The organism is Rhizobium centroccidentale (assembly GCF_030182565.1).
Lineage (GTDB): Bacteria > Pseudomonadota > Alphaproteobacteria > Rhizobiales > Rhizobiaceae > Rhizobium.
This window is the reverse complement of record NZ_JAQJCG010000011.1, coordinates 96888-122320: the sequence shown is the minus strand read 5'-3', so window position 1 is coordinate 122320 and position 25433 is coordinate 96888. Positions and strand designations below refer to the sequence as shown.

The 25433-nt window shown below is 60.2% G+C and carries 20 protein-coding genes; 15 read left to right on the top strand and 5 right to left on the bottom strand.

Annotated elements, in window-relative coordinates:
• Positions 1-51: 51 nt before the first annotated feature.
• Positions 52-1710, bottom strand: coding sequence for an acyl-CoA dehydrogenase family protein (locus tag PH562_RS16320; protein ID WP_285174159.1), 1659 nt, complete (start codon positions 1708-1710; stop codon positions 52-54).
• A 185-nt stretch (positions 1711-1895) separates the two neighbouring features.
• On the opposite strand from PH562_RS16320, the gene PH562_RS16315 reads away from it, so the two are divergent.
• The 10 genes from PH562_RS16315 to rpmG all read left to right on the top strand — a co-directional run bounded on the left by PH562_RS16315 (position 1896) and on the right by rpmG (position 13505).
• Entirely contained in the window at positions 1896-2852 is a 957-nt protein-coding gene (locus PH562_RS16315; protein WP_285174158.1) for an aspartate carbamoyltransferase catalytic subunit, read from the top strand.
• A complete protein-coding gene (locus tag PH562_RS16310) occupies positions 2849-4138 on the top strand; it encodes a dihydroorotase (protein WP_285174157.1) in 1290 nt (429 codons plus the stop codon). Before PH562_RS16315 ends, PH562_RS16310 begins: the two co-directional genes overlap by 4 nt.
• A 34-nt stretch (positions 4139-4172) precedes the next feature.
• Positions 4173-4790, top strand: coding sequence for a glycerol-3-phosphate 1-O-acyltransferase PlsY (plsY, locus tag PH562_RS16305; RefSeq protein ID WP_285174156.1), 618 nt, complete (start codon positions 4173-4175; stop codon positions 4788-4790).
• Entirely contained in the window at positions 4790-5938 is a 1149-nt protein-coding gene (dprA, locus tag PH562_RS16300; RefSeq protein WP_285174155.1) for a DNA-processing protein DprA, read from the top strand. Before plsY ends, dprA begins: the two co-directional genes overlap by 1 nt.
• A gap of 279 nt (positions 5939-6217) precedes the next feature.
• Entirely contained in the window at positions 6218-8887 is a 2670-nt protein-coding gene (gene topA / locus PH562_RS16295; RefSeq protein ID WP_285174249.1) for a type I DNA topoisomerase, read from the top strand.
• The gene (rnr, locus tag PH562_RS16290; protein WP_285174154.1) at positions 8884-11262 is read left to right on the top strand and encodes a ribonuclease R; all 2379 of its coding nucleotides are present in this window, start codon (positions 8884-8886) and stop codon (positions 11260-11262) included. Before topA ends, rnr begins: the two co-directional genes overlap by 4 nt.
• Positions 11263-11294: 32 nt before the next feature.
• Entirely contained in the window at positions 11295-11750 is a 456-nt protein-coding gene (locus tag PH562_RS16285; RefSeq protein ID WP_285174153.1) for a DUF983 domain-containing protein, read from the top strand.
• Positions 11751-11785: 35 nt separating this feature from the next.
• Positions 11786-12064 carry a hypothetical protein gene (locus PH562_RS16280; protein WP_285174152.1) on the top strand — a complete coding sequence of 93 codons (279 nt, stop codon included), beginning with the start codon at positions 11786-11788 and terminating at the stop codon, positions 12062-12064.
• The gene (locus tag PH562_RS16275; protein ID WP_113233025.1) at positions 12057-13241 is read left to right on the top strand and encodes an MFS transporter; all 1185 of its coding nucleotides are present in this window, start codon (positions 12057-12059) and stop codon (positions 13239-13241) included. Before PH562_RS16280 ends, PH562_RS16275 begins: the two co-directional genes overlap by 8 nt.
• Before the next feature lie 96 nt (positions 13242-13337).
• Positions 13338-13505, top strand: coding sequence for a 50S ribosomal protein L33 (gene rpmG / locus PH562_RS16270; RefSeq protein WP_003587245.1), 168 nt, complete (start codon positions 13338-13340; stop codon positions 13503-13505).
• A gap of 823 nt (positions 13506-14328) precedes the next feature.
• Here the strand turns inward: rpmG and PH562_RS16265 are convergent.
• Positions 14329-15702, bottom strand: coding sequence for a PleD family two-component system response regulator (locus tag PH562_RS16265; RefSeq protein WP_285174151.1), 1374 nt, complete (start codon positions 15700-15702; stop codon positions 14329-14331).
• Between the two features lie 16 nt (positions 15703-15718).
• Positions 15719-16090, bottom strand: a complete 372-nt coding sequence (locus PH562_RS16260; protein ID WP_285174150.1) for a response regulator — start codon at positions 16088-16090, stop codon at positions 15719-15721.
• A gap of 131 nt (positions 16091-16221) precedes the next feature.
• On the opposite strand from PH562_RS16260, the gene PH562_RS16255 reads away from it, so the two are divergent.
• Together PH562_RS16255 and PH562_RS16250 are read left to right on the top strand one after the other, a co-directional pair.
• Positions 16222-16530 carry a DUF3572 domain-containing protein gene (locus PH562_RS16255; RefSeq protein WP_285174149.1) on the top strand — a complete coding sequence of 103 codons (309 nt, stop codon included), beginning with the start codon at positions 16222-16224 and terminating at the stop codon, positions 16528-16530.
• Between the two features lie 2 nt (positions 16531-16532).
• Positions 16533-17180 carry a hypothetical protein gene (locus PH562_RS16250; protein ID WP_285174148.1) on the top strand — a complete coding sequence of 216 codons (648 nt, stop codon included), beginning with the start codon at positions 16533-16535 and terminating at the stop codon, positions 17178-17180.
• A 21-nt stretch (positions 17181-17201) separates the two neighbouring features.
• Here PH562_RS16250 and PH562_RS16245 read toward each other — a convergent pair whose 3' ends face one another.
• Positions 17202-17780, bottom strand: a complete 579-nt coding sequence (locus tag PH562_RS16245) for a GNAT family N-acetyltransferase (RefSeq protein WP_285174147.1) — start codon at positions 17778-17780, stop codon at positions 17202-17204.
• Positions 17781-17863: 83 nt separating this feature from the next.
• Between PH562_RS16245 and PH562_RS16240 the strand changes: the two genes are divergently transcribed.
• The 3 genes from PH562_RS16240 (at position 17864) to PH562_RS16230 (ending at position 21853) form a co-directional block, all read left to right on the top strand.
• Entirely contained in the window at positions 17864-19153 is a 1290-nt protein-coding gene (locus tag PH562_RS16240) for a DNA polymerase IV (protein ID WP_285174248.1), read from the top strand.
• Between the two features lie 190 nt (positions 19154-19343).
• Entirely contained in the window at positions 19344-20387 is a 1044-nt protein-coding gene (locus tag PH562_RS16235) for a glycoside hydrolase family 25 protein (RefSeq protein WP_113233030.1), read from the top strand.
• Positions 20388-20581: 194 nt separating this feature from the next.
• Complete coding sequence (locus tag PH562_RS16230) at positions 20582-21853, top strand: L,D-transpeptidase family protein (protein ID WP_285174146.1); 1272 nt, start codon at positions 20582-20584, stop codon at positions 21851-21853.
• Here PH562_RS16230 and dnaE read toward each other — a convergent pair.
• The gene (gene dnaE, locus PH562_RS16225; protein ID WP_113233032.1) at positions 21850-25344 is read right to left on the bottom strand and encodes a DNA polymerase III subunit alpha; all 3495 of its coding nucleotides are present in this window, start codon (positions 25342-25344) and stop codon (positions 21850-21852) included. The genes PH562_RS16230 and dnaE overlap by 4 nt on opposite strands.
• Positions 25345-25433: the final 89 nt, after the last annotated feature.

Below are 25433 nucleotides of genomic sequence, written 5' to 3'. Positions count from 1 at the left end.
TATTGGTATCGCATCAATCAAGGATACCGCGACAGAACCGCTGGCGCAGTGCTATGTCGCCGGCGGATACAGCAGATCGACGATGTAGCTCGCGTCGAAGCGTGAATCGAGCATGCCGTAGGTCGCCCGCCAGCCACCGGCGAGACGGGTTTCGATGAAGGCATCGGCGATCTTGCCGGCTCCGAGGCGATAAAGCTCGGCCGCACCGGCTGCGAGCGCCATTTGTTCGACCAGCAAACGGGCGGCGCCTTCATCCTGTTCGCAAAGCGCCATGGCGGCACGCAGGACGTCGATGGTCTTCTTGCCGGCAGGGCCGAGATCGCGGGCAAGGCCGGCAAAGACTGTTTCGAACAGGTCCTTGCCTCGGTTCAACACGCGCAGAACGTCGAGTGCCATGACGTTGCCGGAGCCTTCCCAGATCGCATTGACGGGGGCCTCGCGGTAGTGGCGGGCAATCGGACGCTCTTCGATGTAGCCGCTGCCGCCGATGCACTCCATGGCTTCATAGATCAGCGCCGGCGCGATCTTGCAGCACCAATATTTGGCGACCGGCGTCATGACGCGGGCATAGGCCGCATCCTCCGAGCTACCGCTTGCCTTGTCGAAGGCTTCGGCCAGGCGGAAGGCGAGCGCGGTTGCGGCAGCGACATCGAGCGCCATATCGGCGAGCACGCGCGTCATGATTGGCTGGTTGACCAGCATCTTGCCGAAGACGCTGCGGCCGCGCGCATGATGCACGGCCTCGGCGAGCGAGGCACGCATGATGCCGGCAGAGGCCAGCGCGCAGTCGAGCCGCGTCAGCGTCACCATGTCGAGGATCGTGCGGATGCCGGCATCCGGTGCGCCGAGCAGGAAGCCGAACGTATCGGTGAACTCGACTTCGGAGGAGGCATTCGAGCGGTTGCCGAGCTTATCCTTCAGCCTCTGGAAATGCAGACCGTTGGCCGAGCCATCCTCCAAAAGACGCGGCACCAGGAAGCAGCCCATGCCGTCCTTGGTCTGAGCGAGCATGATGAAGGCGTCGCTCATCGGCGCCGACATGAACCACTTATGGCCCGAGAGCCGGTAAATACCTTCGCTTACCTTGTCGGCGCTCGTCTTGTTGGCGCGCACGTCCGTGCCGCCCTGCTTTTCCGTCATGCCCATGCCGATGGTGACGGCGCTCTTCTGCATGGCGGGCTTGTTGGACGAGTCGTACTTACGCGAGAGAATCTTCGGTGCCCAATCCTTCTGCACCGCTGGGGAAGCCATCATGGCGGCGACCGAAGCGCTGGTCATCGTGAGCGGGCAGAGGTGGCCGCATTCGAGCTGCGCAGTCAGATAGAAGCGGGCGGCGCGCACCTTGTGGGAATGACCCTTTGCTTCAGGGTCAGCCTGCGCATCCCAGATCGAGGAATGCAGGCCCATCGCCATGGAGCGACGCATCAGCGCGTGCCAGGCGGGGTGAAACTCGACGACATCGAGACGCTCGCCGCGCGGGCCGTGGGTGCGCAGCTGCGGCGTGCCCTGGTTCGCCATGCGCGCCAGTTCCTGGGCCTCGTGCGAGGTGACGAAACGACCATGCTGCTCCAGCTCTTCCCGTATCGGACGCGGCAGGCCGGAGGTGAGATCGACGATCAGCGGATCGGAACGATAGGCATTGATGCCGGTCCAGAGGCTCGGCTGGTTCAGGTCGGCAAAGGGGTCGTCAGTCCGGGTCGCTTGGGTCATGAATCGCTTGTAGAACAAGTGGGTTGCAAAGGGAAACTGGAAGTTACGTCTCCCACCGGCATCGCTCCTGTAGTGGGATTCGGGCGAAATTGCATGGGGAACAAACGGCCTCGGCACATACCCCCGCTTGCCCCATCGGCGCTCCCTCTTTATAGACCGCCTGACGAAATCCAGAGGGCAGGTTCATGGTCTTCTTTCCCCACCGCCACCTCATTGGCATCAAGGGCCTCACCGAGCAGGATATCACCTATCTTCTCGACAAGGCCGACGAGGCGGTCAAGATCAGCCGCCAGCGCGAGAAAAAGACATCGACGCTTCGCGGTCTCACGCAGATCAATCTCTTCTTCGAAGCATCGACGCGCACGCAATCCTCCTTCGAGCTGGCCGGAAAACGGCTAGGCGCCGATGTGATGAACATGTCGGTCGGCAACTCCTCGGTCAAAAAGGGCGAGACGCTGATCGACACGGCGATGACGCTGAATGCCATGAGGCCTGATGTGCTTGTCATCCGCCATTCGAGCGCGGGCGCTGCAGCACTCCTGGCGCAGAAGGTTTCCTGCGCCGTCGTCAACGCCGGCGATGGCCAGCACGAGCATCCCACTCAGGCCCTGCTCGACGCGCTGACGATCCGCCGCGCCAAGGGCAAGCTCTCGCGCATCATCGTCGCGATCTGCGGCGACGTGCTGCATTCGCGCGTGGCCCGCTCCAATATCCTGCTTCTCAACGCCATGGGCGCACGCGTCCGCGTCGTCGCACCCGCCACGCTGCTGCCGGCCGGCATCGCCGACATGGGCGTTGAAGTCTTCCATTCGATGAAAGAAGGGCTGAAGGATGCCGACGTTGTGATGATGCTGCGGCTCCAGCGCGAGCGCATGTCAGGGGCCTTCGTGCCTTCGGTGCGGGAGTATTATCACTTTTACGGGCTCGACGCCGAGACCCTGAAGGTCGCCAAGGAGGATGCGTTGGTCATGCACCCAGGGCCGATGAATCGCGGGGTAGAGATCGCCTCCGAGGTGGCGGATGGTCCGCAAAGCGTCATCGCCGAACAAGTGGAGATGGGCGTCGCAGTCCGCATGGCCGTGATGGAGACCTTGCTCGTTTCGCAGAACCAGGGGCCTCGCAGCGAGGGAGTGGGCGCATGACCAACTCGATCGTCCTTCAGAATGTCCGCATCATCGATCCCTCGCGCAATTTCGATGAGATCGGCACGATCGTCGTCGAAGACGGTGTGATCGTAGCCTCCGGCAAGGATGCGGAGAGCCACGGCACTCCCAAAGGCGCGACCGTTCGCGACTGCAATGGGCTCGTCGCCATTCCCGGTCTGGTCGATGCGCGCGTGCATGTCGGCGAGCCTGGCGGTGAACATCGCGAAACGATCGCCTCGGCGAGCCGCGCGGCTGCGGCCGGCGGCGTCACCTCCTTCATCATGATGCCGGACACGGACCCGGTTATCGACGATATTGCCCTCGTCGAATTCGTCCGCAAGACGGCACGCGATACGGCCGTCGTCAATGTTTATCCCGCAGCGGCCCTTACCAAGGGACTTGCCGGCGAAGAGATGACGGAAATCGGCCTGCTGCGCGAAGCCGGAGCTGTCGTGTTCACCGACGCGCATTCCAGTGTCCATGACAGTCAGGTTCTGCGCCGCATCATGACCTATGCGCGCGAATTTGGCGCCGTGATTTCCTGCGAGACACGCGACAAATATCTCGGCGCCAACGGCGTCATGCACGAAGGCCTTCTGGCAAGCTGGCTTGGCCTCTCCGGCATTCCGAAAGAAGCCGAACTGATCCCGCTGGAGCGCGACCTCCGCATTGCGACACTGACGCGCAGCCATTACCACGCTGCTATGATCTCAGTGCCGGAATCGGCGGAGGCAATTCGCCTCGCCCGCTCGCGCGGCGCCAAGGTCACCTGCGGCATCTCCATCAACAATCTCGCGCTCAACGAGAACGATATCGGCGAGTACCGGACCTTCTTCAAGCTCTATCCGCCACTGCGCTCCGAGGATGACCGCACAGGCATGATCGAGGCGCTGGCCGACGGCACGATCGACATCATCGTCTCCTCGCATGATCCGCAAGATGTCGATACGAAACGCCTGCCGTTCGGCGAGGCAGAGGACGGTGCGGTCGGGCTGGAAACGCTGCTTCCGGCAGCGCTCCGGCTCTATCATAGTGGCCAAGTCAGCCTGATGCGGCTCATCGATGCGCTCTCGACGCGGCCGGCGCAGATCTTCGGGCTGCCCGCCGGCACACTGAAGCCCGGCGCCAAAGCGGATATCGCTCTCGTCGATCTCGACGAGCCTTGGCTTGTCGCAAAAGACATGCTTTTGTCGCGCTCGAAGAATACGCCCTTCGAAGATGCGAGAATGAGCGGCCGGGCGGTTGCAACCTATGTCGCCGGCAAGCTGGTTCACAGTCTCTAAGGCAAGCGCCAGGGTTTACGGAGAATGAGACGCGATGGCTGATTTCTGGACTTGGCAGCTTACCCTGCAGACCGCGCTGGCAGCTCTGGTCATCGGCTATCTGCTCGGCGCCATCCCGTTCGGCCTCCTGCTGACGCGCATGGCCGGGCTCGGTGACGTGCGCAACATCGGTTCGGGCAATATCGGGGCGACCAACGTGCTGCGCACCGGCAACAAGGGGCTTGCAGCCGCAACCCTGCTGCTCGATGCCTTCAAGGGCACGGCCGCCGTGCTGATCACCGCGCATTTCTTTGGCGAGGATGCCGGCGTTCTTGCCGGCTTTGCCGCCTTCATCGGCCACATCTTCCCGGTCTGGATCGGCTTCAAGGGCGGCAAGGGTGTCGCCACCTATCTCGGTATCCTGCTCGGGCTTGCACCGCTGATGGCCCTGATCTTCGCCATCGTCTGGCTGGCGATCGCCTTTACCACACGCTATTCCTCGCTTTCCGCGCTGGTTGCAACTCTTGCCATCCCGGTTGTATTGTGGATATTGGGCGCCGATAAGATCGCCGCCGTCATGGCGCTGATGACCGTCATCTCCTGGTACAAGCATAGGGCCAACATTGCCCGGCTGACTGCGGGAACGGAAGGCAAGATCGGAGCAAAGGGATAATGGACACAGGCAGCGCAAGACGGACCGGGGTTGCGCTGACCGAAAAACAAAGGATCGCCTGGCTTAGGCTCATCCGCTCCGACAACGTTGGTCCCTCCACTTTCCGCGATCTCATCAATTACTATGGTTCGGCCGAAGCAGCTCTGGCCGCGCTGCCGGAGCTTTCGCAGCGCGGCGGCTCGACGCGCGCGATCCGCATTGCCGATGAACGGGACGCCCTGCGGGAGCTGGAATCGGCACACCGCTTCGGGGCGCGTTTCGTCGGCATCGGCGAACCGGATTATCCCCCTGCCCTTCGCGAGATCGATGGCGCGCCGCCACTGCTTGCCGTCAAAGGCAACATGTCCGTAGCGACGAGGCCGGCCATCGGCATGGTCGGCTCGCGAAATGCCTCGATCAGCGGCTCCAAATTCACCGCCATGATTGCGCGCATCTGCGGCGAGGCCGGCTATACGGTGGTTTCCGGCCTGGCACGTGGAATAGATACAGCAGCCCACCGCGCCAGTCTTCCAACCGGCACGATCGCCGCCATGGCCGGCGGGCTCGACCAGCCCTACCCACCAGAGAATATCGGCCTGCTCAACGACATCTGGGATGGCAACGGGCTTGCCGTCAGCGAGATGCCGTTCGGCTGGGAACCTCGGGCGCGCGATTTTCCACGCCGCAATCGACTTATTGCAGGTATATCGCTCGGTGTCGTGGTCGTCGAGGCGGCAACGCGATCCGGTTCGCTGATCACGGCGCGCCTTGCCGGAGAATTCGGCCGGCTTGTCTTTGCCGTTCCCGGCTCGCCGCTCGATCCGCGCTGCGAAGGGACGAATGGCCTGCTGAAAGATGGCGCGATGATCGTAACAACGCCGGACGATGTCGTCGACGCGCTGCGGCCGCTCGCCGAGCCGGACCTTTTTCGCCCGCGCCCCGCAACGGCACCCATCGAAAGAAGCAAGCCGCTCTCCATGCCGCCCGATGATGCCGAGCGCGACCACATCGTCGAAGTGCTCGGGCCGACACCGGTCGAGATCGACGATATCGTCCGCCATACCGGCCTGCCGATATCGGCCGTTCACTCCGTTCTTCTCGAACTCGACATGGCCGGCCGGCTGCATCGGCATCCCGGCGGACTGGTGTCGATCTCCATGCTGGATTGAAAACTGTGACACGCGTACCGATTCTAAGCATCGCATCGTCGCGCCAAGCGCAAAAATCGCATTACAGCGCCGCGCGTCACATAAGACGCGCAAAGGTCGCTGTAGCACGTTAAAGGTGCTGCATAATTTTATGCTTCAATCGATTCCGATTTAAGGAATTATGCAGTAGCCTCTTGACCGCGACGATTTCCCTGTCCATGTCGGAAGGCCGGGAAGACGGAAAAACCCGGTATCTCCCGCGTCTTATACCGGCGCGACCTCGTATTCAGAGACTTGATGATGAACGTTGTAGTGGTGGAATCGCCTGCCAAGGCCAAGACAATCAATAAATATCTGGGACCCGGATATAAGGTTCTTGCATCCTTCGGCCATGTGCGTGACCTGCCCGCCAAAGACGGTTCGGTGCTGCCGGATCAGGATTTCGAAATGCTATGGGAAGTCGATGGTGCCTCGCAAAAGCGCATCAAGGACATCGCCGATGCGCTGAAAACCTCCGACGGCCTGATTCTCGCGACCGACCCGGATCGCGAGGGTGAAGCCATTTCCTGGCATGTGCTCGATGTGCTGAACAAGAAGCGCGTCATCAACGGCAAGCCGGTGAAGCGCGTCGTCTTCAACGCCATCACCAAGAAGGCCGTGCTCGACGCAATGGCCGAGCCGCGTGACATCGACGTGCCGCTGGTGGATGCCTATCTCGCCCGCCGCGCCCTCGACTATCTCGTCGGCTTCAACCTGTCGCCGGTTCTCTGGCGCAAGCTGCCCGGCGCCCGCTCGGCCGGTCGCGTACAGTCCGTCGCCCTTCGCCTCGTCTGTGATCGCGAGTCGGAGATCGAACGCTTCATCTCGGAAGAATACTGGAATCTCTCGGCGATCCTGAAGACACCGCGTGGCGATGAATTCGAAGCGCGCCTGGTGTCTGCCGACGGCAAGCGCCTGCAGCCGCGCGCGATCGGCAACGGCGAAGAAGCCGGCAAGCTGAAGGCCCTGCTCGAAGGCGCCTCCTATGTCGTCGACACAGTCGAGGCAAAGCCGGTCAAGCGCAATCCGAGCCCGCCCTTTACGACCTCGACACTGCAGCAGGCCGCGTCGTCGAAGCTTGGCTTCTCGGCGTCGCGAACCATGCAGGTGGCGCAGAAGCTCTATGAGGGTGTCGATATCGGCGGCGAAACTGTCGGCCTCATCACCTATATGCGTACCGATGGTGTGCAGATGGCGCCGGAAGCGATCGATGCGGCACGCCACGCCATCGCCAACCAGTTCGGCGACCGCTACCTGCCGGAAAAGGCGCGCTTCTATTCCACCAAGGCAAAGAATGCCCAGGAAGCGCACGAAGCGATCCGCCCGACCGACTTCGACCGCGTGCCGGACCGCATCCGCAAGTTCCTCGATGATGACCAACTCAAGCTCTACGATCTGATCTGGAAGCGCGGCATAGCCAGCCAGATGGCATCGGCCGAAATCGAGCGTACGACCGTCGAGATCCTGGCCGACAACGCCGGTAAGAAGGCTGGCCTTCGCGCCGTCGGCTCCGTCATCCGCTTCGATGGCTTCATCGCCGCCTATACCGACCAGAAGGAAGACGGCGAGCAGAGCGACGACAGCGAAGAAGGCGGTCGCCTGCCCGAGATCAACGCACGCGAAAATCTCGCCAAGCAGAAGATCAATTCGACCCAGCATTTCACCGAACCGCCGCCGCGCTATTCGGAAGCTTCACTAATCAAGAAGATGGAAGAGCTCGGCATTGGCCGTCCTTCCACCTATGCCGCGACGCTCGCAACCCTGCGCGACCGCGACTACGTGACCATCGACAAGCGCAAGCTCGTGCCGCAGGCTAAGGGACGGCTGGTCACAGCCTTCCTCGAAAGCTTTTTCACCAAATATGTCGAATACGACTTCACGGCCGATCTGGAAGAGAAGCTTGATCGCATCTCCGCCGGTGAGTTGAACTGGAAGGACGTGCTTCGCGATTTCTGGCGCGATTTCTTTGCCCAGATCGAAGACACGAAGGAACTGCGCGTCACCAATGTTCTGGATGCACTGAACGACGCGCTGGCTCCGCTTGTCTTCCCGAAGCGCGAAGACGGCAGCGATCCGCGCATCTGCCAGGTTTGCGGCACGGGTAACCTCTCGCTGAAGCTCGGCAAATATGGCGCCTTCGTCGGCTGCTCGAACTATCCGGAATGCAATTATACCCGCCAGCTTTCGTCGGAAGGCGGCGCAGAGGCCGAATCCAACGGATTGAACGAACCGAAAGCGCTCGGCACCGATCCGGTGACCGGTGAAGAGCTGACGCTGCGTTCGGGCCGCTTCGGTCCCTATATCCAGCGCGGCGACGGCAAGGATGCCAAGCGTGCATCGCTGCCGCGCGGCTGGAAGCCGGAGGATATCGATTATGAAAAGGCGATGGCGCTGATCTCGCTGCCACGCGACATCGGCAAGCACCCCGAGACCGGCAAGATGATTTCTTCCGGCATCGGCCGTTATGGGCCTTTCCTGCTGCATGACGGCAGCTACGCTAATCTCGAAAGCGTCGAGGATGTCTTCACCGTCGGTCTGAACCGCGCCGTCACCGTTCTTGCCGAAAAGCAGAGCAAGGCAGGCGGTGGAGCGCGCGGCGGGACGCCCGCAGCGTTGAAGGATCTCGGCGCGCATCCGGATGGCGGCGGGTCGATCACCGTTCGCGACGGCAAGTATGGCCCCTATGTCAATTGGGGCAAGGTCAACGCAACCCTGCCGAAGGGTACGGACCCGCAAGCAATCACCGTCGAGGAAGCTCTCGCTTTGATCGCCGCCAAGGCCGGCAAGAGCGGCGGCACCACCAAGAAGGTACCCGCCAAGGCAAAGACCGCGGCTGCCGGCGCCAAAGCGACGAAAACGACCGCCAAGCCGAAGGCTGCTGCAAAGAAGCCTGCGGCGAAGACGGCAGCGAAAAAGAAGAGTGCAGAGTGAGCAGAGAACCCCGCGGCAGGATTTCATCGTCGGAGCGACGCCCCGGCAAGTCTGGTCGTGCGACCAAGCGGGGTGAGAACGCCGAACCGATGATGGCGATCATCCACGGCGAGTTACCGCCACGCGAGGTCATCCTGCGCTTCATCGCCGATCATCCGCAGCAGGCGTCCAAACGCGAGCTCGCCAAAGCCTTCGGCCTGAAGGGCGAGAGCCGCGTCGCATTGAAGGAATTACTGCGCGAACTCGAAGAAGAAGGCATGGTGCAGAAGAGCCGCAAGTCGCTCATCCGCCCCGGCGCGCTGCCGCCGATTGCCGTTCTCGACATCACGACTCGCGACAAAGATGGCATGCTGATCGGCCGCCCCGCGGAATGGGCTGAGGAAAATGGCGTCGCGCCTGCCGTGTTGATCAAGCAGTCTTCCTCGCCGGCTGGCCGCAACGGCAAGGGTAAGGCACCCGTCGCCGGCATGGGTGACCGCATTCTTGCGAAGATCTTCTCGGCCGTGGATCGTGGTGGCCCGGCCTATACGGCCCGCATCATCAAGGTCATCGACAAGCGGCAGGGCGCCTCCATGGGCGTCTTCCGCGAAACGCCGGGCGGCGGCGGCCGTCTCATGCCGATCGAACGGCGCGGCGAGGAGATGGTGATCGACCCCGATTATACCGGTGGCGCCAAGGACGGTGATCTGGTCGAAGTCGAAGTGGCACGTCTCGGCCGCTTCGGCCTGCAGCGTGGCAAGGTCTTGTCGGTCATCGGCTCCGTCGCCTCGGAAAAGGCGATCTCGATGATCGCCATCCATGCGCATGGAATTCCGCATGTATTTCCGGCTCCCGTGATTGCGGAGGCCGATGCCGCCAAGCCGGCGACCATGTCCCATCGCGAGGATTGGCGCAGCCTGCCGCTGATAACAATCGACCCGGCCGACGCCAAGGATCATGACGACGCCGTCTACGCCGAAATGGACCCTTCGCCCGACAATCCGGACGGCGTGATCGTCACCGTCGCCATCGCCGACGTCTCCTGGTATGTGCGCCCGAACTCGCCGCTCGACCGCGAAGCGCTAAAGCGTGGCAATTCGGTCTATTTCCCCGATCGCGTCGTGCCGATGCTGCCCGAGCGCATTTCCAACGATCTCTGCTCGCTGAAGGAGGGCGTCGATCGGCCTGCCCTCGCGGTTCGAATGATCTTCTCCAAGGAAGGCCGCAAGGCCGGCCATACCTTCCATCGGGTCATGATGAAGAGCGCTGCCAAGCTTTCCTACCAGCAGGCGCAGGCGGCGATCGACGGCCAGCCCGACGACAAGACAGGACCAATGCTGGAGCCGATCCTCAAGCCGCTCTGGCACGCCTATGAGATTTTGAAAAAGGGCCGCGACCGGCGCCAGCCGCTCGAACTCGACATGCCGGAGCGCAAGATCCTGTTGAAGCCTGACGGCACCGTCGATCGTGTCTTCGTGCCGCCTCGCCTCGACGCGCATAAGCTCATCGAAGAAATGATGATCCAGGCGAACGTAGCCGCTGCCGAAACGCTGGAAAAGCGCAAGCAGGTGCTGATCTATCGTATCCACGATGGCCCGACGCTCGCCAAGCAGGAAGTGCTGCGCGAATTCCTCGCCACCCTCGGCATATCGCTTGCCAAGGGCGGCAACGTGCGCGCCAACAGCTTCAACGGCATCCTGGCAAAGGCCGAGGGCACTGCGCATCAGACCATGGTCAACGAGATGGTGCTGCGCTCGCAGAGCCAGGCGATCTACAGCCCTGACAATATCGGGCATTTCGGCCTGAATCTGATGAAATACGCCCACTTCACCTCGCCCATCCGTCGCTATGCCGACTTGATCGTGCATCGCGCACTCGTAGGCTCGCTCGGCCTCGGCGAAGGCGGGATCACGCCGGACGAAGAAGCATCGCTCGACGATATTGCAGCTGAGATCTCGACCTTTGAACGCCGTGCCATGGCCGCAGAGCGCGAGACGGTGGACCGGCTCATCGCCCACCACCTCGCCGGCCGGGTCGGCGCGGAATTTGAGGCGCGCGTCGGCGGCGTCACCAAGTCGGGCCTCTTTGTCACCCTGCCGGACTATGGCGCCGACGGATTCATTCCTATATCTACGCTCGGCACCGATTACTTCATTTATGACGAGGCGCATCAGGCGCTGACGGGTGAAAGAACGGGGCTCGGCTATCGCCTCGGCGACGATGTGACGGTGAGACTGGCGGAAGCCGTTCCGCTTGCCGGAGCCCTGCGCTTCGAAATGCTGAGCGACGGCAAGCCTATGCCGACGGCGGTGCGCTCCTTCCACAAGGCGGCCCGCCGCAACAAGAGCCAGGCGCGCAAGGCGCCGGGCACGAGACCGCCGCGCGGCCGCAGGTAAAACACGGCTGCCGGCACGGAGGAAGCGTATTCATGACGGGCAGCCCATCCGACTCTCCCATCCGTTTCGGCGGTTCAGACGAGAGCGAACGTCCGCTCGGACGGTCGATTTCCCGCGGCATGCTGAACCGCTGCCCGCGCTGCGGCACCGGCAAGCTCTTTCGCGCTTTCCTGAAGCCCGTCGACCGTTGTGCGGTCTGCGACGAAGATATCTCTCATCAACGTGCCGACGACCTGCCACCCTATCTGGTGATCCTCGTTCTCGGCCACCTCATCGTCGGCGGCTACATGCTGACGGATATGACCTTCAAGCTGCCGCTCTGGGCGCATCTCGCCATCTGGGCACCCATCACTATTATCGCGGCGCTTATCATCATCCAGCCGATTAAGGGCGGCGTCATCGGCCTACAATGGGCGCTGCGCATGCATGGCTTCGGCGGCCATGACGACAGCCCAGAGGAATGGGATCAAGGGAACGATCGTTCGTGACGATAGATGCCCGCCCCCGAAGCCGGCCAGCGCCCATGGCCGAAGTTGTCTTGCGACATCTCACCCTTCTATCGGGAATCGTCGCCGATTCGACCGACATTCGCCATTCGCGCGAGCTCGTTCATCAGCAACGGCTTGACATCGGCAGCATTTCTTGTCTGAACATGCCGCGCGTCAAGGGGACTGTTCCGGAGGGTTTGACCGATCTCATGAAAGCCGACCCGTCACCTGAATTTGGCCGAGCCGTGCCTTTCTATGTTGCGCATCCGGATCGATTCGCCTGCCTCATGCTCCAGGATTTAGTTTATGCTTGAACCGACGAACGACAAGGCCGGCCATGTCGAAGAAATTCACTGGCCGTCGCTCGTCGCGGCCATTGCCTCCGTGTCGGCCGTCGGCATCGCCATCGGGCTGGGCCTGCCGCTTCTCAGCATCATTCTTGAAAAGCGTGGCATTCCCTCGAGCCTGATCGGCCTCAACACGGCGATGATGGGAGTAGCCTCGATGCTGGCCGCGGTCATCACGACCAAGCTCGCGCACCGCTTCGGCGTCGTACAGACGATGATCTGTGCGGTCTTTCTCTCGGCGTTAAGCTCACTCGGCTTCTATTATGCCGAGAACCTGCTTTTATGGTTCCCGCTGCGCATCGTTTTCCATGGTGCGACCACGACCCTTTTCATCCTGTCGGAATTCTGGATCAACGCGGCCTCGCCGCCTTCCAAGCGCGGCTTCGTGCTCGGCCTTTATTCCACGGTGTTCTCGCTCGGCTTTGCGGCCGGCCCCCTGCTCTTCTCCGTGGTCGGCAGCGAGGGCTTGCTGCCCTTCATCGTCGGCGCCTGCATCATCCTGGCGGCCGCCATTCCGATCTTCATTGCCCGCAATGAGAGCCCGATCGTCGACGAAAAGCCGGAATTGCATTTCGTGCGCTACATCTTCCTGGTGCCAACGGCGACGGCCGCGGTGTTCGTGTTCGGCGCAGTCACTGTCGGCGGCGGCTCGCTCTTCACCAGCTATGCGACACGTCTCGGCTTCAACGAATCACAGGCCGCATTGCTGCTGACCGTCATGGGCGTCGGCAATTTCGTGTTCCAGATCCCGCTAGGCCTGCTTGCCGACCGGATGCGCGACAAGCGTCCGCTTTTGTCGATCATGGCGACCATCGGGCTTGTTGGCGCGCTTCTACTGCCCTCCCTGTCATCGAACTGGATCATTCTTGCCATCATCCTGCTCTTCTGGGGTGGCTGCGTTTCCGGCATGTATACGGTTGGCCTCAGTCACCTCGGCACGCGATTGACCGGCGTCGATCTCGTCGCCGCCAATGCGGCCTTCGTTTTCTGTTACGCCGTCGGCATGGTTCTCGGCCCGCCGACGATCGGTACGGCTATGGATCTCGCCAATCCCAGCGGCTTTGCCTGGGCTGTGGCGTTTTTCTTCGGTCTTTATGTCCTGCTTTCGGGGATACGCCTGCTTTTCATGGGCAACAGAGGTTGACTTTTCGGGCGCGATTTGTATTTTCGCGCCAGAATTCGCCGTGGACCTCCGCACTGGCCGTCCACGGCGTTCATTTTTATTAAAGGCAGGACGACCATGGCCAAGGCTACCACCATCAAGATCAAGCTGCTGTCGACGGCCGACACCGGTTTCTTCTACGTCACGACGAAGAACAGCCGTACGATGACGGACAAGATGACGAAGACGAAGTACGACCCGATTGCTAAGAAGCACGTCGAGTTCAAGGAAACGAAGATCAAGTAAGTTTCCTAAACTTCAGGTTACAAAAAGGTGCTAAACCCTAGGGTTGGCGCCTTTTTTTGTTTTGTCGGTATCGCCTCGCTCTACGTCCGATTTTGCGACATCAGTCGGAAAATTCCCAAGTTGAGCAATAGCCTGCCATACCGACGGAAAAGAAAAACGCCGCCTCCGATGAACGAAGGGCGGCGTTTTAAAATTGGGGGCCGGCTAGCCTGCAAAACGGCACGAGGAACCGTTATCTTCTGCCTGCCAGCCGACCGACCCCACGACCCAGGAGATGCGGCGGACCTGAGCATCATGGGGTATCTCGGAGCCCTTGCGGGTTGTCCATGTACGAGACTAAATTCGCGCGAAATCGAAAGAAAATCAACAAATTCTTAATGATAAAAAATGCTTGTCTGCTCGGATGGTTAAAATTCATGACTTTGGTGGAAAGGAATATCCAATAGTCTTAGTGAAATAAACTCAAGAAACCATCAAGAATAAAGTGATAACGCCTCCTTTGGTAGAAAAGATCGAATACAGATATTCAAGAGCATTTGCATATACAAATTACATTCAGTTAATTCGTCACCTTCCAACGGACATCGCATCAACAAGCCGCCAAAAAAACAAAACTATATACCGACACAACAGAAATATTTCGAAGGTACCCTAAAAGCGAACGCATCTATGAAATTCAAAAGTATAAGTATGGAGCGTTTCTTTAAAACGGGGCTATGTAGTCATGCTCGCAGGATAAGAAACAAAAAAATTTGAATTGTTGTTCAAAACTTGAAAAATACCCTCAATATTCATGGGTAGCCGCATTTTTCCGCCATTCAGCTTAGGCGGCCGAAGCTACAACCCTGTTGCGTCCTGCTCTTTTGGCCTCGTAAAGCGCAAGGTCCGCCTGCTTCATCAACTGCTCCGGCGTCTCGATTGTCTCCAAAAGGCACGAAATTCCGAAGGATGCAGTGATGTTAAGCGCAACACCGTTTTCGCGTAATTTCACCGGCATATTTTCTACCGAAGCGCGTAGGCGTTCCGCGACTGCGGCGGCCGTATCGGCCGGCGTATCCGGCATGACCACAACGAACTCCTCGCCTCCATAACGGCATGCGAGATCTGCGCCGCGCACCGTGGAACGGATTCTCGCCGCAAATTCCTTGAGAACTTCATCGCCGGCATCGTGGCCATGGGTGTCGTTGACGGTCTTGAAGCGATCGATATCGGTAATCAGTATCGAGAGCGGCCGGCCCCGTGCCAAGGAGCGGTCGAAAAGCACCTTGAGGTGATTGTCGAGATAGCGCCTGTTATGCAGCCCGGTGAGCGCGTCGGTGACGGCAAGCTCGATCGTCTGCTGTACGCTGGCGCGCAGGCGATCATTATAGCGTTTGCGGCGTATCTGCGTGAGGCAGCGTGCGACAAGTTCGTTCGGATCGATCGGCCGGACGATATAGTCATTGACGCCGAGATCCAGGGCGCGGACGATCATGTCGTCTGCGCCCTGCTCCGTCACCAGCAGCACGGGCAGAAAACGCGTGCGCTCCAGAGAACGAAGCTGCGAGCAAAGCCGTAGCGGGTCATAGTCGTCGAAATTCGAATTGACGATGACCAATTCGAACGGCCGTTCGGCGGCCTCGAACAGGGCGGCCTGCGGATCGGGCATCGCGACGACCTGGGCAATCGGCTTGAGCGTGCGGATAATGCGCTCCTGCGAATTGGCTCGGCCATCGACCAGCAGTACCTGACCGGTTTCCTCGGTGCGGCCGTCGCCAGCTCGCATCAGATCGTCGATACCGAAATTGCGCGCGGTCTCGTTGCGCATATGCAGCTCGTCGCTCAATGTCTTCAAGCGAAGCAGGCTCTTGACGCGCGAAATCAGCTGCAGGTCATTGACGGGCTTGGTCAGGAAATCGTCGGCACCGGCCTTGAGGCCACGCACACGGTCGGCGGGCTGATCGAGCGCCGTCACCATGACGACCGGGATATGGGCGGTGCGGGGATCGGATTTCAGGCGTTCGCACACCTCAAAACCATCCATGCCGGGCATCATAATATCAAGAAGAATGAGATCGACCTGCGTACTCGCGCAAATGGCGAGCGCCTTTACGCCGTCTTCGGCTGTCAGCACTTCGAAATATTCGGCAAGCAGCCGCGCTTCCAGAAGCTTCACATTGGCCGGAATATCGTCGACTACCAGAATGCGTGCGGTCATCAGCTCTTCCCCATCATCAGGCGTCGCCCAGATAGGTCTTTATGGTCTCAATGAATTTCGGCACCGAAATCGGTTTCGAGACATAGGCCTCGCACCCGCCCTGGCGAATGCGCTCCTCATCGCCCTTCATGGCGAAGGCCGTGACCGCGATCACAGGGATCAGGTGCAGGTCGTCGTCTTCCTTCAGCCACTTGGTGACTTCCAGGCCGGAAACCTCCGGCAGCTGGATATCCATGAGAATCAGGTCCGGGCGATGCTTGCGAGCGAGATCGAGCGCTTCCATGCCGTTGCGGGTCTGGATCGTCGTATAGCCGGACGCCTCGATCAGATCGCGAAAGAGCTTCATATTCAGCTCATTGTCTTCTACAATCATTACCTGCTTAGGCATGGAAAGCTGTCCCTGCATCCGGTATTGCATCCATTCTCTCGAAATATAGGGTCGCGAGGAACCGATTCCAGAAATAGTTGAATCGCAAACTACCGGCATTTGGTTGAAAAATAGGTAACTCACCCTTCAAAATGCAAAGTAACTTCAAGAACCCGAAGAAGAGCGCGGCCGACCCGCAAGAGACTGCCATTGCCGTACTCGGCTGGCTTGCCAATGAACCGGATATGTTCGGCCGCTTCCTGTCGTTGACCGGCGTAGAGCCGGCACAGGTGCGTAACGCCATCAACGAGCCCGCCTTTCTTGCCGGCATGCTCGACTTCCTCATGAACCACGAACCGACATTGCTGGCCTTCTGCGAGGCCAGCGGCATTCCGCCGGAGGCCGTCGCTACCGCATCGGCGCATTTTTCGCCGCCCGGCCTTGCCTCTGGAGAATACTGATCATGGATGCCCCGATCGAATTCGACGTATCGCATATCCGGCTGCAGGAGCGGCCGTTGATCGTTTGCGATGTCGACGATGTCGTCTTGCATTTCTTTGCGCCCTTCCTGACCTTCATCGACGCCGAAGGCCATGAATTCCTGCCGCGTTCCTTCCGGCTGACGGGCAACATCGTCTCCAAGGCCAATGGTTCCGCGCTGGAAGAAAAGGACGTTCACCGGCTGATCGAGGCTTTCTTCGAGGCGCAGGAACAATGGCAGACACCGCTTGATCGCGTTGTCGATACGCTCGGCGAATTCTCGAAAGACGCCGACATCGTTTTCCTCACGGCCATGCCACCGCAATTCTGGGAGCAGAGACGGCGGCTCCTCGACAGACTCGAGCTTGCCTATCCGTTGCTCGCGTCGCTGCGGCCGAAGGGGCCGATCGTGCGTTCGCTGCATCGACAGCGAGAGATGCCCGTCGCCTTCGTCGACGACATGGCCCACAACCTGCATTCGGTCAGCGAGCATGTTCCGGAGTGCCTCCTCATCAATTTGAAACCGGATTCCATTGTCCACCGCATGGCGCCGGCCGCCGCCGCGGGTATTCCGGAAGCCAATGAATGGGGCCAGGCAGCGCCGCTGATCCAGGCTCACATCGCGCGCTGACCTCACCGGAACCATCACCTTTCAAAGGATCAGGCGCATCAGAGGCCTGCCATCTTTCCGCTTCGCAACTTCGGAAAATCCGGCGGCCTCGAATATGCGCTGCGAACCGACATAGAGGCCTACGGATTTCGACTGCTTCGTACGCTCGATCGGACAGCCCTCCAACAGCCGTGCGCCGGAGGCGCGGGCGAAATTCACGGCTTCCGACAGCATGCGATGGCTATGCCCCTTGCCACGATCCTTCGAATTTATGAAGAAGCAGCTCACCGCCCAGACGGAACTATCTTCCGCATCGGCTGGATCGAGCGGACGAGACACCGTTTTCGGCGAGTTCCATTGCGGCAACTCTGCACGCGGACCAACCTGCACCCAGGCGATTGGTTGCCCATCCTTGTAGCCCAGAAGACCGGGCGGTGGCCCGATCGAGATTCGCTCGCGGATCAACTGCTTCTTTGCTGCTGCGTCCATCGTCTTGCGCTGCGATGTCGGGACACGGAAATAGGTGCACCAACAGCCATAACAGGCGCCGCTTGGTCCAAAGAGCGCCTCGAAATCGTTCCAGCGATCCGAAGTCAATGGCTGCACGAATAAGTTCTGCACTCGCGCCTCCCCGGCGGTTTTCCAGCTTGAGACTCGTGAGCTTAGATCATAAAGTGGCGATGTTCAATTTTTGTTCTCGCTCGATGACCCATGCGCCCGACAATATCTCCGGCTTCTGTCGCGATTGTTTGAGCGAGCAATCGGCCACGCGCACGCGCTGCCGGAGCTGCGGCAGCCCTCGCCTCGTTTACCACCGGGAGCTTTACGCGCTGACGCTGGCGCATATCGATTGCGATGCCTTCTATGCGTCGATCGAGAAGCGTGACAATCCGGAGCTCGCCGACAAGCCTGTCATCATCGGCGGCGGCAAGCGCGGCGTCGTCTCTACCGCCTGCTATATCGCCCGCATCCACGGGGTGCGTTCCGCCATGCCGATGTTCAAGGCGCTGGAAGCTTGCCCGCAAGCCATCGTCATTCGTCCAAACATGGAAAAATACGTCCGCGTCGGCCGCGAGGTTCGGGGCATGATGCAGGAGCTGACGCCGCTGGTTCAGCCACTTTCGATCGACGAAGCCTTTCTCGAGCTAGACGGCACGCAGAGGCTACATCACGATCCGCCAGCCCGCATCCTCGCCAAGTTCGCCAAGCGGGTGGAGCGGGAAATCGGTATCACAATCTCGGTCGGGCTTTCCTATTGCAAGTTCCTTGCCAAGGTGGCCTCCGACCTGCAGAAGCCGCGCGGCTTCTCCGTCATCGGCAAGGAAGAGGCCCTCGCCTTTCTGGAGCCACGATCGGTCACGACCATCTGGGGAGTTGGCAAGGCCTTTGCCGCTACGCTCGAAAGCGACGGCATTCGCACCATCGGTCAATTGCAGGCCATGGAGGAAGGTGACCTCATGCGCCGTTACGGTGTGATCGGCCAACGGCTTTTCCGCCTCTCGCGCGGGATCGACGACCGAACTGTGCATCCAAACGAAGCGGCGAAAAGCGTGTCTTCCGAAACCACCTTCTTCGAAGACATCTGGCGCCATGAGGATCTCGTGCCAATCCTGCGCGACCTCTCCGAGAAGGTTTCCCGGCGTCTGAAGCGCAGCGGCATTGCCGGCCAGACAGTCGTGCTGAAGCTGAAAACCTCGGACTTCAAGATTCGCACACGCAATCGTCGGCTGGAAGATCCGACCCAACTGGCGGACCGGATTTTCCGCACCGGTCTGAGGCTGCTCGAACCCGAAACGGACGGCACGAAATTCCGTCTCATCGGTATCGGCGTCACCGATCTTGGCGATGCCGGGCGCGCAGATCCGCCCGATCTTATCGACGTTCAGGCCACGCGACGGGCCGCTGCGGAAGCAGCCATGGACAAGCTGCGAGAAAAATTCGGCAACAAGACTGTCGAAACCGGCTACACGTTTGGCGACAAAAACCATAAATAACAATTATTTAACACAAGTCACCAGATGGAGATTTTTGGCAGTGGCCCAAATAATTGCAGCCCGCGCGCGTTTCTTTCGCGCGAGAAAGCTCGGATTCAAACTTTTTTGGTAAATTTCCATTAGGACTTGGATTCTGTAACTTTCCGGCGGCGTGAACTCGTCGCCTCTGGTGTTTTGCGTACGGGTTCCTATGCGTCTATCGGCTGTATCGACCATTTTTCTCGCCTGCCTGACGATTTCAGGCTGCGCCGCCCGAGGTGAGCGCGAAGCCGCGCAAGCCGCCCCGCCTTCGAAAGAATTGACCGGTTCCATCACAAAGACCAGTAGGGTCGTGCCTTCGGTCGAAATCGGCGAAACCGTTTCGCGTGTCGAGCGGCAGCAAGCGCTCGCGGTCGCGATGCCGACGAATCTCCGGCCTGAGGGACTTATGCCCTCCGACCAGAGTGGAGACGATGACGCACCAGTCCCGCTGCAACGGCCGCTCGCCATGCTCTCGCCATCGAATCCGGTGCCCCGCGCCCTGCGGCAGCAGCCGATGCAGATCTACAGCCATCGCTTCCGCGATGCCAAGCCTATCAACTTCGGTACATCAACCTCGCCCCGGAAGCTCGCCGTCCATGGCGTCGACGTCTCGCGCTGGCAGGGCGAGATCGACTGGGATACGCTGCGCACCCAGGGTGCGAACTTCGTCTACATCAAGGCGACCGATGGCGGCGATCATCTCGATCCCATGTTCAAGAAGAACTGGCGGGCCGCTCAGCAGGCCGGCCTGAAGCATGGCGCCTATCATTTCTTCTATTGGTGCCGGACTGCCGGAGAGCAGGCCGACTGGTTCATCCGCAATGTTCCGAAGGAGGCCGGCGCTCTTCCGCCAGTCATCGACGTCGAATGGAACGGCGAGTCGAGCTGCAAGCGGCGTCCTTCGCGTGAGCAGGTTCTCGCCAAGATGCAGGTGTTCATGGACAAGCTGGAAAAACATTACGGCCAGCGCCCGATCGTCTACACCGCTCCGGATTTCTATCGCGACAATCTGAGCGGCGAGCTGCTCGACTATCCCTTCTGGCTGCGCGCCGTGGCTCAACATCCGTCCAAGGTCTATCCCGGCCGCAAATGGCTGTTCTGGCAATATTCCGGCTCCGGTGTATCCCATGGCGTCGAAGGCAGGATCGACCTCAACGCCTTTCACGGCAGCGAGCAGGATTGGCACAACTGGGTAGCCTCCAGCGTCCACTGATTCGCTTTTAGTTCAAGATTTCAATCATCGCCGAAGCAGAGTTTGAACGCTCCGCTTCGGCGATGCCGCATTGGGCTAGCGTTCGGCAAACTCATGCTTTCATGGACGCGGGAAGGCATTAGGTTTCGGCAAGTCTTCCTTAAACTTCGAAGTCTAACCTCACGTACAACGTGTATTGCGTTTTGGTTGTATCTATGAAGCCATTTTTGTTGCTGGGGCTCGCGCTGGTGTCAGCCACCGCCCTTTACCATCCCGTCTTTGCCGCGCCGGATGCCCGCACCTTGCAGATCGTGGTGTCGAAAGACAGACAGTCGCTTGCGGTTTATGACGGTGACAAGGTGATCGCGACCTCGAAGGTTTCCACCGGCAAGCGCGGCCACACGACGCCGAGCGGTATCTTCTCCATTCTGGAAAAGAAGGTCTACCACGAGTCCAATCTCTATTCGGCCGCCCCCATGCCCTTCATGCAGAGGCTGACATGGTCGGGAATCGCCCTGCACGAATCAAACTCGGTGCCGAATTATCCGGCATCCCATGGCTGCGTGCGCATGCCGAAGGCCTTTGCCAAGATGCTCTACCAGATGACCGAGCGCGGCGTGCATGTCGTCATCGCCAATCAGCCGCTGGTGCCGCAGCCCTTCGAAAATTCGATGCTGTTCCAGCCGCTGCCAGCCCCGCCGCCGGCGCTGTTTTCCGGCATCGAACTTCGTCCGATGACCGCGAGCTTCCTGCCGCAGGCACAACAGCTGCAGGTCGCGACGAACGACGTAACCTCGATCCAGATACCGAAGGCGCAGGAAACCATGGCGCTGCCAGCCGATCCCGCGCCGCTCAGCATCCTCATCACCCGACGTGGTCTGCGAGAAAACGTCCGCGACCTGCAGGGAATCCTGAATGGCATGGGCTTTATCACCGGAACACCCGACGGCATGCTCGGGCCTGCGACAGTGCAGGCGATCGAGGACTTCAAGAAGGCGCATGACATCAAGACGACGGGCGGCCTCGTCAGCCCCGCGCTGATGAAGGCAGTCTATGCCGCGGCCGGCAAAGGCGAACCGCCGAACGGCGCGATCATGGTCCGGCAGAACTTCAAGCCGCTCTTCGAAGGACCGGCCATCATTGCCGAGCCGCAGGAGGCGCTCGGCGTGCATTTCTTCACCGCCAACGCGATCGACCGGATCAGCGGCAAGGCCGACTGGTTCGGCATGACGCTCGAGGAAGATCTGAGCAAGCAGACGAAGAAGCGCTACGGCATCACCAGCGAGGAACAATCGCAATCGTTCGACGCAGCGGGACAGGCGCTTAATCGCATCACCATTCCTGACGATATCCGTCACCGCATCGAGGATCTGCTGACCGCGGGATCGTCGCTGACGATTTCCGATACCGGCGTCGGACCGGAAACGGGCAACGAGACCGATTTCATTACGATCACCAACAACGGTGCGCTTGGTAAAAAAGGTTAAACAAGCTCCACGTCGATCACGCCGGGTGCCGTGCGCAAGGCAGCGGCGATTTCAGGCGTGATGCGATATTTCTCCGGCAGTGCCACCTCGACCTCTCGCAAGCCCTCTTCCTTGATGACAATGAAGGAAACGAGGCCGTCGCCTTTCGTGTTCAGATGCGCGGCAACGGCTTTCAGCGGGCCTGAATCGCGGACGTAGACGCGCAGCGCCTTCTGCATCTGCAGCGACTTCTCCTCCAGCGACTGTGCCGTCTGCAGGCGCAGGCTGATGCCTTCCGGGCGCTCGTCCGCTTGGGCCGTGATCACGAAGGATTTGCCGACTTCGAGCACGTCGCGATACTGGTTGAGCGTTTCCGAGAAGAGCACGGCTTCGAACTGGCCTGAAGCATCAGAGAAGACGAAAATCCCCATCTTGTTGCCGGTGCGCGTCTTGCGCTCCTGCTTCGAGATGACAGTACCAGCGAGACGTCCGTTGCTGGCACCCTGCTTCACCGCGGCGGAAAAATCGGCGAAAGGCTGCACGCGCATCTTGTCGAGCACGCTCTTATAGGTATCGAGCGGATGTGCCGTCAGATAGAAGCCGAGCACCTGGAATTCTCGCAGCAGACGCTCCGAGGCGAGCCAGGGCGTATAGGGCGGGAACACGATCTTTTCCGGGCCGGAGGCCGCGCTTCCGAACATATCATGCTGGCCGCTGCGCTTATTTTCCTGTGCCACCTGGGCATAGCCCATGATGCGGTCGAGGCCGGCGATCAGCTGGGCGCGGTCGATCTCGAAACAATCAAAAGCGCCGGCGCAGATCAGACTTTCCAGAACGCGGCGGTTGATCTGCTTGGGATCGATGCGCAGGCAGAAATCTTCGATGCCGGCGAAGGGTTGGTCGCCACGCACCTCGACGATATGGTCGACGGCGGATTCACCGACGCCCTTGATGGCGGCCAGTGCATAATAGATGCGATTGTCGCCGGTCTCGAAATGGCGGAACGAAGTCTGCACAGAGGGGGCGATGACCTCGATGCCCAGCCGTTTGGCATCCTGGCGGAAGTCGTTGACCTTCTCGGTATTGGACATATCGAGCGTCATCGACGCGGCCAGGAACTCCACCGGATAATGTGCCTTCATATAGGCGGTCTGGTAGGAGACGATGGCGTAGGCTGCGGCGTGCGATTTGTTGAAGCCGTAGTTGGCGAACTTGGCGAGCAGATCGAAGATAACGTCGGCCTGCCCCTTCGACACACCGTTCTTGATGGCGCCGTCGACGAAGCGCTCGCGCTGCTGGTCCATCTCCGCCTTGATCTTCTTACCCATGGCGCGGCGCAGAAGATCCGCTTCGCCGAGCGAATAGCCGGAAAGCACCTGGGCGACCTGCATCACCTGTTCCTGGTAGACGATAACGCCCTGGGTTTCCTTCAGAAGATAGTCGATCTTCGGGTGGATCGACTCGATCTCTTCCTCGCCGTGCTTGCGGGCGTTATAGACCGGGATATTCTCCATCGGACCGGGACGATAGAGGGCAACCAGCGCGATGATATCCTCAATGCAGTCAGGACGCATGCCGATCAGCGCCTTGCGCATGCCCGCACTTTCCACCTGGAACACGCCGACCGTCTCGCCGCGCGAGAGCATGTCATAGCTCGGTTTGTCGTCGAGCGGTATGCCGGCAAGATCGATCGAGATGCCGCGCTTGGCAACGAAATCCACGGCGGTCTTGAGGACGGTCAGCGTCTTAAGACCAAGGAAGTCGAACTTCACCAACCCAGCCTGCTCCACCCATTTCATGTTGAACTGGGTGACCGGCATGTCGGAGCGCGGATCGCGATACATCGGTACGAGCTTCGACAGCGGACGGTCGCCGATGACGATACCGGCGGCGTGTGTCGAGGCGTGGCGATAGAGACCTTCGATCTTCTGGGCGATATCGAGAAGACGGGCGACGACCGGCTCCTTGTCCGCCTCCTCCTGCAAGCGCGGCTCCTCCTCGATCGCCTTGCTCAGCGGCGTCGGATTGGCGGGATTGTTCGGCACCAGCTTGCAGATCTTGTCGACCTGGCCGTAGGGCATTTCCAGCACGCGGCCAACGTCGCGCAAGGCGGCACGCGCCTGCAGCGAACCGAAGGTGATGATTTGCGCCACCTGCTCGCGGCCATATTTGGCCTGCACATAGCGGATCACCTCTTCGCGCCGATCCTGGCAGAAGTCGATATCGAAGTCCGGCATCGAGACGCGTTCCGGGTTGAGGAAGCGCTCGAACAGCAGCGAGAAGCGCAGCGGATCGACGTCCGTGATGGTCAGAGCATAGGCGACCAGCGAACCCGCACCGGAACCGCGGCCTGGGCCGACGGGGATATCATGACGCTTGGCCCATTTGATGAAGTCGGCAACGATCAGGAAGTAGCCGGGAAACTTCATGCGTTCGATGACGCTGAGTTCGAACTCCAGGCGGTCGCGATATTCCTTCTCCTCGTAACCCGGCGCCATGCCGAGCGAGGCGAGACGCTGCTCGAGACCCTCGATTGCCTGGGCGCGCAACTCGGCCGCCTCAGCGCGTCCAGCCTCTTCGGGATCGTCCGTCGCCCCGGTAAAGCGCGGGAGGATCGGAGAGCGTGTCTTCAACACGAAGGAGCACCGACGGGCGATCTCGACCGTGTTCTCAAGCGCTTCCGGCAAGTTGGCGAAGAGCTTCGCCATGTCGGCACGGCTCTTGAGATAATGATCCGGCGTCAGGCGGAACCGCGTATCGTCCGAGACGATGGCATTGTGGGCCACCGCCATCAAGGCGTCGTGCGCATCATAATCGTCGCGCGCCGGGAAAAAGGCTTCGTTGGTGGCAACGAGCGGAATCTCATGCTCGTAAGCCATCGCGATCATCTTCTGCTCGTGGCGACGATCATAGGTGCCATGACGCTGCAATTCGAGATAGAGCCTGTCATCGAACAGTTGCTTCAGCCTCAAAAGCCGGGAAAGCGCCTGCGGCGCATGGCCTTCCTTCAACGCCATATCGACTGGGCCGGTCAGCGAACCGGTGAGCGCGATCAATCCTTCCGTACCGATCTCGTCCAGCCATGAGGCTGTAATGTGAACGGCATGGTTACCTTCGCCGCCGAGATAGGCACGGCTGACGAGATCGACGAGGCGCTCATATCCCTGTTCGGTGGCGGCAAGCAGCACGATGGACGGCAGCTTCGCCAAAGCCTGCTGCGGCCCACGCTTCTCGCCCTCGCCGCCATCCTCCATATCGATCGATACCTGACAGCCGATGATCGGCTGCAGCCCCTCATCCATCGCCTTCTGCGAGAATTCCAGAGCAACGAACAGATTGTTGGTATCGGTGATGGCAATGGCCGGCTGACTGTCCCCAGCCGCCTTGGCCAATATCTTCTTGAGCGGCAATGCGCCCTCTAGCAGAGAATAGGCAGAATGAACCCTGAGGTGCACGAATTCCGGCATTTCGCCGACCGGCGCTGCCGCGCCGCTGCCACCTGCATCCGCCATTTCATACCTTTCCGCACGCCTGAATGAATCAGCGACATTTTCGGCATTGCGGACCGTAAAGTCCAGAAGTTGCTCCCATCAAATATGGG